At 62.0% G+C, this 14,829-nt stretch carries 13 protein-coding genes; 8 read left to right on the forward strand and 5 right to left on the reverse strand.

The window, feature by feature from the left end:
- Nucleotides 1-144: 144 nt before the first annotated feature.
- Together NKI20_RS29360 and NKI20_RS29365 are read right to left on the reverse strand one after the other, a co-directional pair.
- Entirely contained in the window at nt 145-3,228 is a 3,084-nt protein-coding gene (locus NKI20_RS29360) for an efflux RND transporter permease subunit (RefSeq protein ID WP_352837084.1), read from the reverse strand.
- Complete coding sequence (locus tag NKI20_RS29365) at nt 3,225-4,514, reverse strand: efflux RND transporter periplasmic adaptor subunit (protein WP_352837133.1); 1,290 nt, start codon at nt 4,512-4,514, stop codon at nt 3,225-3,227. The genes NKI20_RS29360 and NKI20_RS29365 overlap by 4 nt, the downstream gene beginning before the upstream one ends.
- Nucleotides 4,515-4,671: 157 nt before the next feature.
- Here NKI20_RS29365 and NKI20_RS29370 point away from each other — a divergent pair, with 157 nt between their 5' ends.
- From NKI20_RS29370 to NKI20_RS29390, 5 genes are all read left to right on the forward strand, one after another.
- Nucleotides 4,672-5,205, forward strand: coding sequence for a TetR/AcrR family transcriptional regulator (locus tag NKI20_RS29370; protein WP_352727525.1), 534 nt, complete (start codon nt 4,672-4,674; stop codon nt 5,203-5,205).
- A gap of 303 nt (nt 5,206-5,508) precedes the next feature.
- The gene (locus tag NKI20_RS29375; protein ID WP_352837087.1) at nt 5,509-6,837 is read left to right on the forward strand and encodes an NAD(P)H-dependent oxidoreductase; all 1,329 of its coding nucleotides are present in this window, start codon (nt 5,509-5,511) and stop codon (nt 6,835-6,837) included.
- Nucleotides 6,838-6,839: 2 nt separating this feature from the next.
- Entirely contained in the window at nt 6,840-7,868 is a 1,029-nt protein-coding gene (locus NKI20_RS29380; RefSeq protein WP_352837090.1) for a thiamine pyrophosphate-dependent dehydrogenase E1 component subunit alpha, read from the forward strand.
- Nucleotides 7,868-8,866, forward strand: a complete 999-nt coding sequence (locus NKI20_RS29385) for an alpha-ketoacid dehydrogenase subunit beta (protein WP_352837093.1) — start codon at nt 7,868-7,870, stop codon at nt 8,864-8,866. Before NKI20_RS29380 ends, NKI20_RS29385 begins: the two co-directional genes overlap by 1 nt.
- A gap of 3 nt (nt 8,867-8,869) precedes the next feature.
- A complete protein-coding gene (locus NKI20_RS29390) occupies nt 8,870-10,258 on the forward strand; it encodes a pyruvate dehydrogenase complex dihydrolipoamide acetyltransferase (RefSeq protein WP_352837096.1) in 1,389 nt (462 codons plus the stop codon).
- Between the two features lie 80 nt (nt 10,259-10,338).
- On the opposite strand, the gene NKI20_RS29395 is transcribed toward NKI20_RS29390, so the two are convergent.
- The gene (locus NKI20_RS29395; protein WP_352837098.1) at nt 10,339-10,536 is read right to left on the reverse strand and encodes a hypothetical protein; all 198 of its coding nucleotides are present in this window, start codon (nt 10,534-10,536) and stop codon (nt 10,339-10,341) included.
- Nucleotides 10,537-10,756: 220 nt separating this feature from the next.
- Between NKI20_RS29395 and NKI20_RS29400 the strand changes: the two genes are divergently transcribed.
- Nucleotides 10,757-11,899 carry a DUF930 domain-containing protein gene (locus NKI20_RS29400; protein WP_352837101.1) on the forward strand — a complete coding sequence of 381 codons (1,143 nt, stop codon included), beginning with the start codon at nt 10,757-10,759 and terminating at the stop codon, nt 11,897-11,899.
- Nucleotides 11,900-11,902: 3 nt separating this feature from the next.
- Here NKI20_RS29400 and NKI20_RS29405 read toward each other — a convergent pair whose 3' ends face one another.
- Nucleotides 11,903-12,577 carry an HAD family hydrolase gene (locus tag NKI20_RS29405; RefSeq protein WP_352837136.1) on the reverse strand — a complete coding sequence of 225 codons (675 nt, stop codon included), beginning with the start codon at nt 12,575-12,577 and terminating at the stop codon, nt 11,903-11,905.
- 91 nt (nt 12,578-12,668) lie between these two features.
- Complete coding sequence (locus tag NKI20_RS29410; protein WP_023757338.1) at nt 12,669-13,310, reverse strand: hypothetical protein; 642 nt, start codon at nt 13,308-13,310, stop codon at nt 12,669-12,671.
- A 194-nt stretch (nt 13,311-13,504) separates the two neighbouring features.
- On the opposite strand from NKI20_RS29410, the gene NKI20_RS29415 reads away from it, so the two are divergent.
- Entirely contained in the window at nt 13,505-13,942 is a 438-nt protein-coding gene (locus tag NKI20_RS29415) for a transcriptional regulator GutM (RefSeq protein WP_023757337.1), read from the forward strand.
- Between the two features lie 116 nt (nt 13,943-14,058).
- On the forward strand, nt 14,059-14,820 hold the full coding sequence (gene srlA, locus NKI20_RS29420) for a PTS glucitol/sorbitol transporter subunit IIC (protein WP_023757336.1): 762 nt from the start codon (nt 14,059-14,061) through the stop codon (nt 14,818-14,820).
- The last annotated feature ends 9 nt before the right edge of the window (nt 14,821-14,829 follow it).

Here is a 14,829-nt window from a genome sequence, read left to right on the forward strand (position 1 = left end):
CTCCTTGCCCAGCATGAAGGTTGAATCAGATTTGCACGCCTAAGGGAATCCCACGCCGATTCAGCCTCAATTCATTCCGCTCTAATTCATTTTTTGACGCAGTTCCGGACGGAAAACCGTTTCACACTTTTCCTGGTATTGCTCTTAGCTCGGCAGCGCCGGCATCAGCTTGGGATCCGGTTTCTCAGCCAGGTGAGGCAGGTCCTTGCTGGCGATGAAGGTGTAGAACATGGGCACGACGAACAGCGTGAACATGGTTCCGACCAGAATGCCGGTGAAGATCACCAGGCCCATCGAGTAGCGGGCCGCGGCACCGGCGCCGCTGGACGTGATCAGCGGCACAACGCCAAGCGCCATCGCCGCTGTCGTCATCAGGATCGGCCGCAGGCGCACCTTGGCCGAGGCGATGATGGCGTCATGCCGCCGCATGCCATGGATTTCGCGCTGCTGGTTGGCGAACTCGACAAGCAGGATGCCGTGCTTTGTGATCAGGCCGATCAGCGTGATCAGGCCGACCTGCGTATAGATGTTGAGCGTGCCGAGACCCAGATTGAGCGGCACGATCGCGCCGAAGATCGACAGCGGCACCGCCATCATGATGATCAGCGGGTCGCGGAAGCTTTCAAACTGCGCCGCCAGAACCAAATAGATGACGAGAACTGCCGCCGCGAAAGCGATCAGGATGGTGTTGCCCTGTTCCTTTTCCTGCCGGGACTGGCCGGAATAATCGAGGAAGAAGGCATCGGGCAGGCTCTCCCTGGCGATGTCCTCCAGCGCCTTCAGCCCGTCGCCAGTGGTGACGCCGGGCAGTGGAAGCGCTGAAATCGTCGACGAATTCAGCTGGTTGAACTGCTCGACGGCCGCCGGCGCCGCATTGGTCGAAATCTTGACCACAGCCGACAGCGGGACCATCTCGCCCGTTACGCTGCGCACGAAGTATTCGCCGAGCTTGTCGGGGTTGTCGCGAAATTCCTGCGGCACCTGCGGGATGATGTCGTAGCTGTTGGAGTCGCGGTCGAACTGCGCCACTTCGGCGCCGCCGACCAGCAGTGTCAGCGTGCGACCGATATCGGCGATCGGCAGGTTCAGCGCCGCGGCGCGGTCACGGTCGATGGTCACCGTCACCTCCGGTGCGTCATAGGCCATGGAATTCTGCACGACGATGAAGCGGCCGGAGGCTTGCGCCTTTTTCTTGATCTGCTCGGCCACCTCGTACACTTCCGGGGAACCGCCGGTCGATCGTACCACCATGGAAATCGGCAGGCCGCCGCCGGAGCCCGGCAGCGTCGGCGGCGCGAAGACGAAGGCCTCGACGCCGGCGACTTTGGCGATACGGGCCGTAATGTCGGCCTGCAGTTCCTTGGAGTTGCGCTTGCGTTCCGCCCAGTCCTTGAAGGCATAGCCGACAAAGGCGCTGTTTGTCGTGCCGCCGAAGGCAACGGCCGAGAACTGCGCCCGTGTCTCGGGAATATCCTTCACCAGACCGAGGATCTGATTGACGTATGTCTCGGTATAATCGGACGTCGCATAACGTGGCCCTGTCACGATCGAGAGCAGAAAGCCCTGATCTTCTTCCGGCGCCAGCTCGGTTGAGGTCTTGGTGAACATGAAACCGGTCACGCCGACAAGCGCAAGCACGATGATCAGCGTCAAGGGGCGATAGTTGAGCGAACCGGTGACGGCCCGTTCATAGACATGCTCGACGCGTGCGAAGGCGCCGTCGACAATGCGCTGGAAACGGCCCGGCGTGCCGGATTTCAGGAGGCGTGCCGACATCATCGGGGTGATGGTGATGGCGATGACGCCCGACAGCACCACCGAGCCGGCGAGCGTGACCGCGAATTCACGGAACAGAGCGCCGGTCAGGCCGCCGGTGAAGGCCAGCGGCGCGAACACGGCTGCCAGCGTCATGGTCATGGCAACGATGGCTGATGCTATTTCGCGCATACCGCTGAACGCAGCCTGCATCGGTGGCATGTTGTCTTCTTCCATGTGACGATGGATGTTCTCCACCACCACGATGGCGTCGTCGACGACAAGGCCGATCGCCAGCACCATGGCCAGCAGCGACAGAAGATTGATCGAATAGCCGACGGCAAACAAAAGGAAACAGACGCCAATCAACGACAGCGGGATGGTGACGATCGGCATCATCACCGAACGGAAGGAGCCAAGGAACAAAAGGATGACGACGACGACGATGGCAACCGCCTCGACGATGGTCTTGAACACCTCTTCGATCGAGGCGCTGATCTGTTCGGTCGCGTCGTAGACGACCTCGATCGTCATGCCCTTCGGCAGAGTCTCCTGAATCTCCGGCACCAGCTTGGTGAGCGCCGCCGCCGTGGTCAGCGGATTGGCTGCCGGCGTCGGAAAGATGGCGAGGAAGGTGCCGGGCTTGCCGTTAAAGCTGACCCTGGTGTCGGTGTTCTCGGCGCCGAGCTCGACGCGCGCGACGTCGCGCAACCGCACCACATTGCCGTCGGTCGAACGCAGCGGCAGCTCGGCGAACGCCTCCGGCGTCTGCAATGTCGAGCGTACGGTGATCGATGAGACGACGTATTCGTTCTCGGTATTGCCGGGGGCCGACAGGAAGTTGGAATTGTTGATCGCCGTCAGCAGTTCGGAGGCCGTCACGCCGCGCGCGGCGAGCTTGATCGGATCGATCCAGACGCGCATCGAGTATTCCTGGGCGCCGAAGATCTGCACGTCGGCGACGCCTTCGACCGTCGACATGCGTGGCCTGATGACGCGCTCGATGTACTCCGTCAGCTGCTCTTTCGTCATGTTCGGATTCTGCATCGAGATGTACATCATCGCGAACTGCTGGCCGGTGCCCTTGACGATGACAGGGTCCTTGGAGGCGTCCGGCAAGGTACCGCGCACGCCCTGGACCTTGGACAGCACCTCGGTCAGCGCAACGTCAGGGTTGGAGCCGAGCTTCATCTGCACCGTCACGGTGCTGGAGGACGGGCGGCTGGACGAGGTGACGTAGTCGATGTTCTCGGTCGAGGCGACGGCGCGGGCGATCGGGGCGGAAATGAAGCCCTGGATCAGATCGGCGCTGGCGCCTGGATAGGCGGTGGTAATAGTGATCGCGGTCTCGTCGACCTTCGGATACTGCCGGATCGACAGGTTGAAGATGCCTTGGAAACCCAAGAGCAGGATCATGCAGGCAAGGACCGTCGAAAGGACAGGACGGCGAATGAAGAGATCGGAAACGCTCATTGCTGGTCGGCCTGCTTGTTCGCCGATTTGGTCGGGTCGACAGTGTTGTCCACAACGACGGACATGCCGTTGAAGAGGCGGTTCTGACCGGCGGTGACGACCTCGTCGCCAGCCTTCAACCCCTCGACGATCTCGACCATGCCGGCATTGCTGCGACCCGGCTTGACGAACACCTGCGACAATACCAGCGCAGGCTTTTCGCCGTCGGTAGCTGGCTTGGCCGAATCGGCAGCCTTGTCCGCCGGCTTCGTGGCGTCGGCTGGCTTGGTGTCTGCAGGTTTGGCCTCCGTCGATTTATCCGCTGCAGGCGCTGCGGGCTTTTCCTCCGGCTTGGCTGCCGCTGCCGGGGCCGCCTCGGCTGGTTTCGCCGGCTGCACCACGAAGATGTAGTCGCCATAGAGGCTTGTGGTCAGCGCGGTCTGCGGCAGCGTCAGCACGTTCTGTTCTTCGGGCAGCTCGACACGCACCTGCACAAACTGGCCAGGGGTCAGCTTGCCGTCGGGATTGGCGACTTCCGCCCTGATATTCACCAGCCGGCTGGACGAGTCGATCTTCGGGTCGATGCCGCGAATGGCACCGGCAAACGGCCTGTCCTCACCGCCGAAGCCCAACCGAACCGTCTGGCCGATCTTGAGCAACGGGAGTTGCTGTTCGGGAACCGAGAAATCGACCCGCATCGTGTCGAGATCCTGCAGCGTCACCACGGCGGTGCCGGGCGCCAGATACTGGCCAATATCGATCTTGGGAATGCCCACCGTGCCGCCGAAAGGCGCCGTCAGCTGCTTCTGATCGAGCACGGCCTGCAGCTTTGTAACCTGGGACGCAGAGGCCGAGGCCGCCGCACGCGCCGTGTCCAGCGTCGAATCGGAGCCGACGCCACGCTTGGTCAGTTCGATGGCGCGGGCCAGCGATGTCTGATCGAGCGCGGCCTGCGCCTTCTGTGCGTCGAGATCGGCGCGCTCGACGGCGTCGTCGAGCTGCAGCAGAACGGCATTGTCGGCCACTTTCTGGTTGGCGTGGAAAAGGATGCTTTTGACGATGCCGGTGGTCTCAACCGTCAGGTCGACGCCCCGCACCGCCTTGACCGTACCGATCGCCTCGATGCCCGGCGTCCAGGTCGACGGCTTGGCGATGGTCGTCGAAACGGTTGCCGCAGGCGGCTTCATCGAAGCGAAATACTGCTTGATGCCGTTGTCGCGCAGGAAGTTGAAGCCGACGATGCCGCCGACCACGACGACGAGCACGACCAGGACCAGGATGATGATAAAGATACGGAGTATGCGCATGCGCTTGAGCAAGGAGGTCCCCTTAGTCGAAATCCGGCGCGAAGCGCGGACATCGGGACACATATCGACTGCGGGTCCCGATTTCAAATAACGGCGGTCTTACTGTACCGTCTGGACGGTCTTGTCAATTGGGCCTAAGCTTGCGATGGGAGGCGCCATGAGAGCCCGAAGAAAGAACTCGCGCGAGAAAATTCTCGCTGCGGCGGCCGATGTCGCACGGGAGTCCGGGCCAGGCAGTCTGTCGCTGGAAGCGGTCGCCAGTCGCGCCGGCGTATCGAAGGGCGGGCTGCTCTACAATTTTCCGACCAAGGCCAAATTGATGCAGGGGCTGGTCGAAGGTTATCTGCGCGAGTTCGAGCAGGCGCTGGAAACCGCCCGCACGAATGACAAGGACGAAAATCCGCTGGCCGTCTACATCAGGCTGTCGGCCAATGATTACGAGGAAAAACAGCCGTCCGCGTCCTGGATCTTCTCGGCTATCGCCGAGGATCCCGATTTCATGACGCCGATAAAGACATTCAAGCGGCAGCTTTTCGAACGGCTGAAGGGCGAGACGCCCGACCTCAAATCGCTGCTGGTCTGCTATCTCGCCATCGAGGGATTGCGCAGCATGAACCTTTTCGATTCGGATGTCCTGTCGAAAGGCGAGCGAGACTTGCTGGTATCGTCCTTGCTGGAGATTGCCGGATAGGCGCGCCGAGCGCGCTCACTTCGCGGCGCGCTCGATGTCTCGGCGCAGGACGATCGCGGTGTCAGGTGCTCGACACCGCCATCATCGGCGATCAGATGGTGCAACGTGTCCAGCCTGTCGTGGACGGCATCTCGCTTCGGTGGACCGCTGAACCGCCCATTCCCTGCCTCTTTTTCGGTCCCGCGGGGATTGCCGGGAAGTGACCTAAAAGCCGGCAATTTTGGACATTAGTCTTGACACAAATACATATGTTCAATACCCGTCAGGCAATTGAACGAGCCTGCATTATGGGAGGAAAGCGGTATGGCTTCCAATGTTTCGCTGACGGGTCTTGCCCGCGATCTCGAGGAACGCGCCAAGTCCGGCAAGCCTATCCGGATCGGCTTGATCGGCTCCGGCGAGATGGGAACCGACATCGTCACCCGCGTCGCCCATATGTCGGGCATCGAGATCGGCGCCATTTCCGAACTGAACCTGCCCGCCGCCACCAAGGCGGTGGATATCGCCTTCCAGGAACCCGGGCACGCGCGCGAAGTGTCGAACGCTTCGGCGATGACGGCGGCGATGGAGGCCGGCAAGGTGGCGGTCACCAGCGATGCCAGCCTTGTCATCAACAATGATCTCATCGACGTCGTCATAGACGCTACCGGGGTTCCCGCCGTTGGCGCCGAGATTGGGCTCCGCGCCATGGAGCATGGCAAGCATCTGGTGATGATGAATGTCGAGGCCGACGTCACCATCGGCGCCTATCTGAAGAGCGAGGCCGACCGGCTTGGCGTCACCTATTCGCTGGGTGCCGGCGACGAGCCGTCCTCCTGTATGGAGCTGATCGAGTTCGTCTCGGCCATGGGGCACCCGATCGTTGCCGCCGGCAAGGGCAAGAACAATCCGCTCAACATCGATGCCATTCCCCCCGACTATGAGGAGGAGGCCAGGCGCCGGCACATGAATGTGCGCATGCTGGTCGAATTCGTCGACGGCTCGAAGACCATGGTCGAGATGGCGGCGATCGCCAATGCCACGGGGCTGGTGCCCGACAAGCCAGGCATGCATGGCCCGACTGCCACGCTTGGCGAATTGTCCAAGGTCCTGGTGCCCCAGAAGGATGGCGGCGTGCTGTCGAAGGTCGGTGTCGTGGACTATTCGATCGGCAAAGGCGTTGCGCCCGGCGTCTTCGTCGTCGCCGACATGTCGCATCCGCGAATCTCCGAGCGCATGGAAGATCTGAAGATGGGCAAAGGCCCGTACTTCACGTTCCACCGTCCCTATCATCTGACCTCACTCGAGGTGCCGCTGACCTGCGCCCGCGTCGTGCTCTACGGCAAGGCCGACATGGTGCCGCTGGCGAAGCCCGTGGCCGAGGTCTGCGCGGTGGCCAAGAAAGATATGAAGCCCGGGGAGAAACTCGATGCGATCGGCGAATATTGCTATCGCGCCTGGATCATGACGACGCCGGATGCGCGCGCTGCCAAGGCCATTCCCTGCGGCCTGCTGCAGGGCGGCTCGGTCACCGCGTCGATCAAGAAGGGCGAGCTCATCACCTATGCCAATGCCGCTCCCGCAGCGGGCTCCAAGATCGCCGAACTGCGCGCCCGCCAGGACAAGCTCGTCTACGGGTCCGTGGAGGCGTGATCATGGCCGGAGCCAGCAAAGCCGTCGCCGACAGTCGCGCCAACCTGCCTTTCGTCTATCGCCAGTACAGCGCCGAGCAACTCAGGCAGGTGCTCCACAAGATGTACCTCATCCGCCGCTTCGAAGAGGGGGCGGAGGAGTGCTACACGCGCGGCCTCATCCACGGCACCATGCATCTGTCGATCGGCCAGGAAGCCAGCGCCATGGGCATCTGCATGCCGCTCGCCGAGGATGATCAGATCACCTCGACACATCGCGGCCACGGCCATTGCATCGCCAAGGGCGCCGAGGTCAAGCGCATGTTCGCCGAGTTCTTCGGCAAGACATCAGGCTACTGCAAGGGACGCGGTGGCTCGATGCACATTGCCGACGTCGCCAAGGGTAATCTCGGCGCCAACGGCATCGTCGGCGGCGGCATTCCGATCGCCGTCGGCGCCGGGCTTTCCTCCAAGATGATGAAGACCGGCAAGGTCGTGGTCTCCTTCTTCGGCGACGGTGCCAACAATGAAGGCGCCTTCCACGAGGCGCTCAACATGGCTGCGATCTGGAAGCTGCCGGTGATCTTCGTCTGCGAGAACAATGGCTACGGCATGTCGACATCGACGGCCCGCTCGACCGCGGTCAAGAACATCGCCGAGCGCGCCGCCGCCTATTCGATGCCGGGCGTCATCGTCGATGGCAACATTTTCTCCGAGGTCGCCGAGGCGTCTCATCAGGCCGTCGCCCGAGCCCGCGCGGGCGAGGGGCCGACGCTGATCGAATCCAAGACCTATCGCCATCGCGGCCATTCCAAGAGCGACCGCAATCGCTATCGCACCAAGGAGGAGATCGAGGACTGGATGTCGAACCGCGATCCGATCACGCTGTTCGAGAGCGAGCTCAGGGAATTCGGCTTCATCGACAACAAGAGTATCGAGGCCATCCGTGGAGCGGTGGCGCAGGAGATCGCCGACGGCATCGAGTTCGCCAAGGCCAGCCCGTCGCCGGATGTTCGCGACACCGGAAATTATGTTTACACGGAGCAGGAGTGATGGACGCGATGGTGCGCGAACTGAGCTACGCACAGGCGATCCAGGAGGCCATGGCGATCGCCATGGACATGGACGAACGCGTCTTCCTGATGGGCGAGGATATCGGCGTCTATGGCGGCGCTTTCCAGGTTACTGGCGACCTGGTCGAGCGTTACGGCACTTCACGGGTGATCGACACGCCGATTTCCGAATTGGGTGGCGCTGGCGTCGCGGTGGGTGCTGCCCTCACCGGCATGCGGCCGATCTTCGAATTCCAGTTTTCCGATTTCGCCACCCTGGCCATGGAGCAGATCGTCAACCAGGCGGCCAAGATGCGCTTCATGCTGGGCGGCGAGGTCTCGGTGCCGGTGGTGATGCGCTTTCCCGCCGGCTCCGGCACCGGCGCGGCGGCCCAGCACAGCCAGAGCCTCGAAGCCTGGCTCGGCCATGTGCCGGGCCTGAAAGTCATCCAGCCGGCAACGCCCTATGACGCTAAAGGCATGCTGCTGGCGGCTGTCGCCGATCCCGATCCGGTGATGATCTTCGAGCACAAGCTGCTCTACAAGGTGAAGAGCCCGGTGCCTGAAGGATATTACACCGTGCCGATCGGCAAGGCCGATATCCGCCGCGAGGGCCGGGATCTCACCATCGTCGCCACCTCTATCATGGTGCAGAAGGCGCTCGACGCCGCTGCAGCGCTGGAGAGCGAAGGCGTCGACGTCGAGGTTGTCGATCTGCGAACCATCCGGCCGATGGACAAGCAGACCGTCATCGACAGCGTCAAGAAGACGTCGCGGCTGATGTGCGTCTACGAAGCGGTCAAGACGCTGGGCATCGGCGCCGAGGTCAGCGCCATGATCGCCGAAAGCGAGGCGTTCGACTACCTCGACGCGCCGATCGTGCGGCTGGGCGGCGCCGAGACGCCGATCCCCTACAATCCGGAGTTGGAAAAGGCCACAGTGCCGCAGGTTCCCGACATCATCACCGCCGCGCGCGACCTCGTGAAGGGGGTTCGCTAGTCGATGCCGACCGAAGTCATTCTTCCCAAGGTCGACATGGACATGGCGACCGGACAGATCTCGCGCTGGTTCGCCGAGGAAGGCGCGCGCGTCAAGAAGGGCGATGTGCTGTTCGAGATCGAAACCGACAAGGCGGCGATGGAGATCGACGCGCCGGCGAGCGGCGTCCTGCGCGATGTCACCGGCAAGGAGGGTGTCGATATTGCGGTCGGCGCGGCTGTTGCCTGGATCTATGCCGAAGATGAAAGCTATGCGCCAATCTCCCCCCTTGAGGGGGAGATGTCGACGAAGTCGACAGAGGGGGTTGCCTCAGGAGGCACCGTCTCGGCGCCGAGCACTGCCGAGATGACCCCACCCGACCGGCCTTTGGCCGGCCACCCTCCCCTCAAGGGGGAGGGGGGAACCCGCGCGACACCTTTGGCACGGCGCTTGGCTCGCGAGGCAGGCCTGAACCTCTCCGGCATATCCGGCACAGGCCCATACGGTCGCGTCGTCAAGGCAGATATCGACGCAGCACTTTCCTCCCCCCTCGAGGGGGAGGTGTCCGCGAAGCGGACGGAGGGGGTCGCCTCAGAAGGCACCTCCTTTGCGCCGAGCCCAGTCGAGCCGACCCCACCCGACCGGCCTGCGGCCGGCCACCCTCCCCTCAAGGGGGACGTTCTGCGCCTGTTCGAGCAGGGCTCCTACGAACTCGTCCCGCATGACAACATGCGCAAGACCATCGCCCGGCGTCTGGTCGAGGCCAAGACCACCATCCCGCATTTCTACCTGACGCTCGACTGCGAACTCGATGCACTGCTGGCTCTGCGTACGCAGATCAATGCGGCAGCGCCGGTGAAGAAGACCGACAAGGGTGACGCTCCTGCCTACAAGCTGTCGGTCAACGACATGGTCATCAAGGCGATGGCGATGGCGCTGAAGGCGGTGCCGGATGCCAATGCCTCGTGGACGGAAATCGCCATGGTCAAGCACAAGCATGCCGATGTCGGCGTTGCCGTGTCGATCCCCGGTGGGCTGATCACGCCGATCATCCGCAAGGCGGACGAAAAGACGCTGTCCACCATTTCCAACGAGATGAAGGATCTGGCCAGCCGCGCCCGCAGCCGCAAGCTGAAGCCGGAAGAGTACCAGGGCGGCACCACGGCGGTGTCCAATCTCGGCATGTTCGGCATCAAGGACTTTGCCGCCGTCATCAACCCGCCGCACGCAACGATCCTGGCGGTGGGCGCCGGCGAGGAGCGGGCAGTGGTCAAGAACGGCGAGATCAAAATCGCCACCGTGATGTCGGTGACGCTATCGACCGACCATCGTGCCGTCGACGGTGCGCTGGGTGCCGAATTGCTGGTCGCGTTCAAGCGATTGATCGAGAACCCGATGGGCATGCTTGTCTAACGCTTGGCGGGATGGTGTAGGCTTGCGAAGCCGGCTCACAAACAGAACGCCTTGTTGTCTCTCGCGTGAAGAACCTGACTTCACCGATGCCGGTGGCTGGGCACGCTGATCGCCTCACCGTGGCAGTCGCGTGCCGACTGGGCGACGGAGGGCCATTGGTTCAGCATCAAACTGCCGACCGCGCTGCCGGCGGAAATCCGCCAGCCGCGCATCGGCCGCGACGATGCCAGCCAGCCGGGCGACGAAAACGCGGCGATCGATGCCGGCTTCGTCAGCATCAATCGGTTGAATTGGTTTGGCGAAACGCGCCTGGACGAACGGCTTCTGGACGGGATACCGAGCCGGCGGAAGAGCCAGCCGAGTCGGAATCGCGCCAACGCCGGGGTGGCTCGACCCCCTGTGCGTTGTCATCCAGATCACCAACCTGTCAGCGGTTAAGTTGCGCCAATCCTGTGCCCATGCTTGAACCTGCCGCGATTTCATTCCACATCGATGAGGATGAACGGCAAGACAGGAGAACGGCGGCATCTGCTGTGGGGTTTGCCCGCATCGATGATCCTGCATGCACTCATCGCAGCGCTCCTGGTCTACAACGTGCCCAAGGCTCCAGAACAGCCGCAGCAGGAGCAAGCGGTCAATGTCGCGCTCGTGCCCCCTCCTGATCAGCCAAAGCCGAAACCGCAGCCAAAGGAGCCCAAAGCCGAAAAGCTGCCGGAGCCGAAGGCTGAAAAACCACTCGAGCAGAAGATTGAAAAGTCAACTCCGGCGGAAAAACAGCCGCCGAAGCCCTCGCCGATCGAGGTTCTGAAGCCTGTTTTTCAGTTCGGCGACAGGGATAGCGGCCCCAGGAAATCTCTGGATGGGGCCAGCGCTCAAGACAACTCGCCCTCGCCGGCCAAGGATGAACAGCCGAAGCCGGCTGCCGTGCCGAAGCAGACAGACGACAAAGTTACCGCCTCGGCAGACCCAGCGGAACCGGCAGCGAAAGAGATCGAGCCCACCCAGGAGAAGCAACCAGCTTCGGCCAAAGACGTAGATAAGCAGCAGGCGGACAAACAGGAACCGGAAGCGGACGACAACGGCAAGCAAGCAGCCGCGTCACCGACACCGTTGGCTGCTGCCGCCGATGACGGTGAGATCGAGCTTCCGACATCAGTCGAAGCGCCGAATCCCAGACCCACAAATGCGCCGAAGCCCGAGCTGCCAAAGGTCCCGAAGTCCGCAAGCGAGAGCGCCAGCAGGCCAAGTTCCGCAGACGTCGCCGCTGCATCGCGGCGCTATTCAGGGCTTCCGGGTGTTCGCAGACTCTATTCACAAAGCGCGACCGGCGATGGGTCGGCCACTAGCTCGATGGCCGGAGTGCCTCGCGGCAAGCGGGCTGCCAAACTTTGCGCCAGTGCGCTGCAGCAGCAGTTGCTGGACGCTTCATACTTTCCCGAGTTGATCCCAAGTGTTCCGCTGAAGGCCGGCAATATCCTTGACGCCCCGGATGTCGCTTTCCGCACGACAACCACCTGGTATCACCTTGGCTTCCGGTGCGAGGTCGACACCAATGCGACGAAGGTCTTGTCTTTCAATTTCCGTGTCGGGCCAGTGATCCCGGCCGACCAATGGGTCCGCCTTGGACTGCCTGTTCGCTAAGAGCTAGGCCGGCACCCCAAACCCAGCCAATTGCCGGCTAACTTCATGCCAATCGGCACATACGAAATCGGCACCGGCAGCCGTCAGCCGCGCGCTGTGCTCGGTATAAGTGTGGCCGCCGCCGGTATAGCCGATCGCTCTCATGCCGGCGGCGACCGCACCCTGAATGCCGAAGGGCGAATCCTCGATGACGATGCAGTCGGCGGGGTTGGCGCGCATCTTGTCGGCGGCGAACAGGAAAATGTCCGGCGCGGGCTTGCCGTTCTTGACCATCGAGGAGCTGTAGATCGCATCGCCGAAAAACCGCGCCAGTCCCGTAACGGCCAGGCTATGGTTGATGCGCTCGACTGAGGATGACGAGGCAACGCAACGGTCGCCGGCAAGCGTCTGCAGAAACGCGGTGATGCCCGGTGTCGGGTTCAATTCCTCGGAGAACAGGATCTTGGTCTCGGCCCAGATGTCGCCATCCGCCGCCGCTGGAAATTGGTGGCCGGTCAAATCCCTGATCTTGGCGATGATGTCGGACTGCTTCATGCCGATGCACTGGGCGATGATGCCGGTGTTGACGCCGAGCATGCCGTGCTTTTCATAGACGCGCTCATAGGCCCGCGCGGCCAGAGGCTCGCTGTCGACGAGAACGCCGTCGCAATCGAAAATAATAGGCCTTGGTCGCGCCACGCGCTTCTCCATCGAGTCAATTCCGCACATCGCTATCGGCAATAAATCAAATGTTCAATAGCGCGGGTGTTTTGGGCCACAAGCCGGCAGTTCAAAGCTGGCGCAGCGCATCGCTCGCACGCGAAGTCCCGAGCGCCCGTTGCATGGCTTGCCGGGACTGTGCGCGATCCGGCGTTATCCAGTTCGGCTCGGCACCGAGGAAGCGGTCGAGGAAGGCAACCGCGTAGGCCGGCATCTCGGTCACGTTCTCGCGATAGGACCACCAGGTGCGCAGATCGTCTGCGCATTTATCGATGCTGGGCGCCGTGCCGAATTCTTGCTCGTGGATCGCCGAAATCGCCGAGACGCAGTAATTGGTATAGAGGAATCCTTCCGGCCAGAAGCGGACGATTTCCAGCGTGCCGGCATTCGTTTCCGTCTCGATCAGCTGGGTAAGGCCGGAGATTTCCCTGGCCGGCGCCTGTTTGATCAACTCGCGCAGCACCAGGCCGGCGGCAAAGACGATGAAGTCGGCGCGATCGATCGCGGCGAAGCGCTTCTGCGCCTCCATGATCTCGACCCAGTCGAGAAAAGCCCTGGTGAGCTTGGCCTCATCGATCTCGAAGCGAACGCCGAACGTGTCCGAGACCACCTTGGCGCTGCCGCGGAACGTGGCACGGAACCAGCGCAGCTGCCGCAATCGATGCCGAAGGTCGGGCATCAAGGCCAGTTCGTCCCTGAAGGGCAGATCCATATTCCTCGTATCCTGTTTCCTCGTTAGGGTAGCACAATGGCGCCGTCGCTGAAATCTGTCAGCGTTCCTGTGGATGACCGCAGATATGGTCAATATCATACATATTGACATTCTCGGAAACAAATGTTCTCACTTTGCTGTTGTCACGTGCCGGTCCAATGTGCGGTCAACTGAGGCTTCGGGAGGAGAACCGAATGGCGATTTGGCAGTGGGGACTGCTTCTGCTGGTTATTGTGTGGGCGCTGCAATCGCTCGGCGTCTGGCTGCAGATGCGACACTATTCGGATGTGTTCAGGGGCGTCACCGATCAGTACAAGGATGGCTTCGTCGGAGCCGGCAATTTTCGCGGTCGATTGGCCAAGGGCACCATCGCGCTTGTCGTGGTGACACCCGATCTGGTCGTGCGCCGCCTGATGGTGATGAGCGGCCGTTCCGTGTTCACCAAATTCAAAAGACATGAAGAGTTCGAGGGCGTTCCCCTCGATCGACTCCGGTCCAACCCTGCAATCATGGGGGAGGGGGAATCCGGTGTGGCCGAGGCCGTGAAACGGGCGATCGAACAGATCGACAAAACACGGTCGGAGCCGGGGAAGAAGCCGGGTCTGTCCGGCTTGAACATAGCAAGGGCCTAGAGGACGGATGATTTTCAGGTCGGATCGACCTGAATCTGAATCCACCTCTAAATCAAAGGGACAGAGGACGCCGCGCACCGACTGGAATGAACCGGCGGGTGGCATAAGGAGGAGAAATGTCTGTATTTTCGTTGTTGGCGCAGCATGCCGACATGGCGGTGCACAATCTGCATGTCGCAGGTGCCATGGTCTCGGATGCTGCATTGCATGGCAAGCTCGCCGCCGAGCATGCTTCCGATCACCTCGTTGTCCTTGCGCAAGCGGACAGTGGACCGATCACCGTCGATCAGTTCAAGGAAAAGCTGAAGGACGTCCAGCAGGAAGAGCAACTCGGCTGGCTCACCGCGATCGGCAAGTATTTCATCGGTATCTTCCAGAAGGGCGGCGAGGTGTTCGCCGGCTTCGTCACCGGCATCATTCCGACGCTGGTGGTGCTGATGACGGCCTTCTACGCCGTCACCGAACTGGTCGGCGAAGAGCGCGTGCACGGTCTGGCGCGGGGCGCCGGTCGGGTCGCACTGACGCGCTACACGCTGTTGCCGCTGCTGGCGGTGTTCTTCCTCACCAATCCGATGGCCTACACGTTCGGATCGTTCTTGGAAGAAAAGCACAAGCCGGCCTTCTATGACGCGGCCGTTTCCTATGTTCACCCGCCGCTCGGCCTGTTCCCGCATATCAATCCCGGCGAATATTTCGTCTGGGGCGGCATTCTCGTCGCTCTGCTGGAGCTGGAAAAGAAGGGCGCCGTCGTCGCCGGTTACCACGTCAAGGTGGCGATCTGGTACGCCATCGTCGGTCTCGTCGTCATCCTGCTGAAGGGCATGCTGACCGAACGCATCACTTCCATCATGGCGCGCCGCCAGGGCGTCGAGCTGTAAGGGCGGGGA

Origin of the sequence: Mesorhizobium sp. M0830 (assembly GCF_040319965.1) — a bacterium.
In the GTDB taxonomy this organism is placed as follows: domain Bacteria; phylum Pseudomonadota; class Alphaproteobacteria; order Rhizobiales; family Rhizobiaceae; genus Mesorhizobium.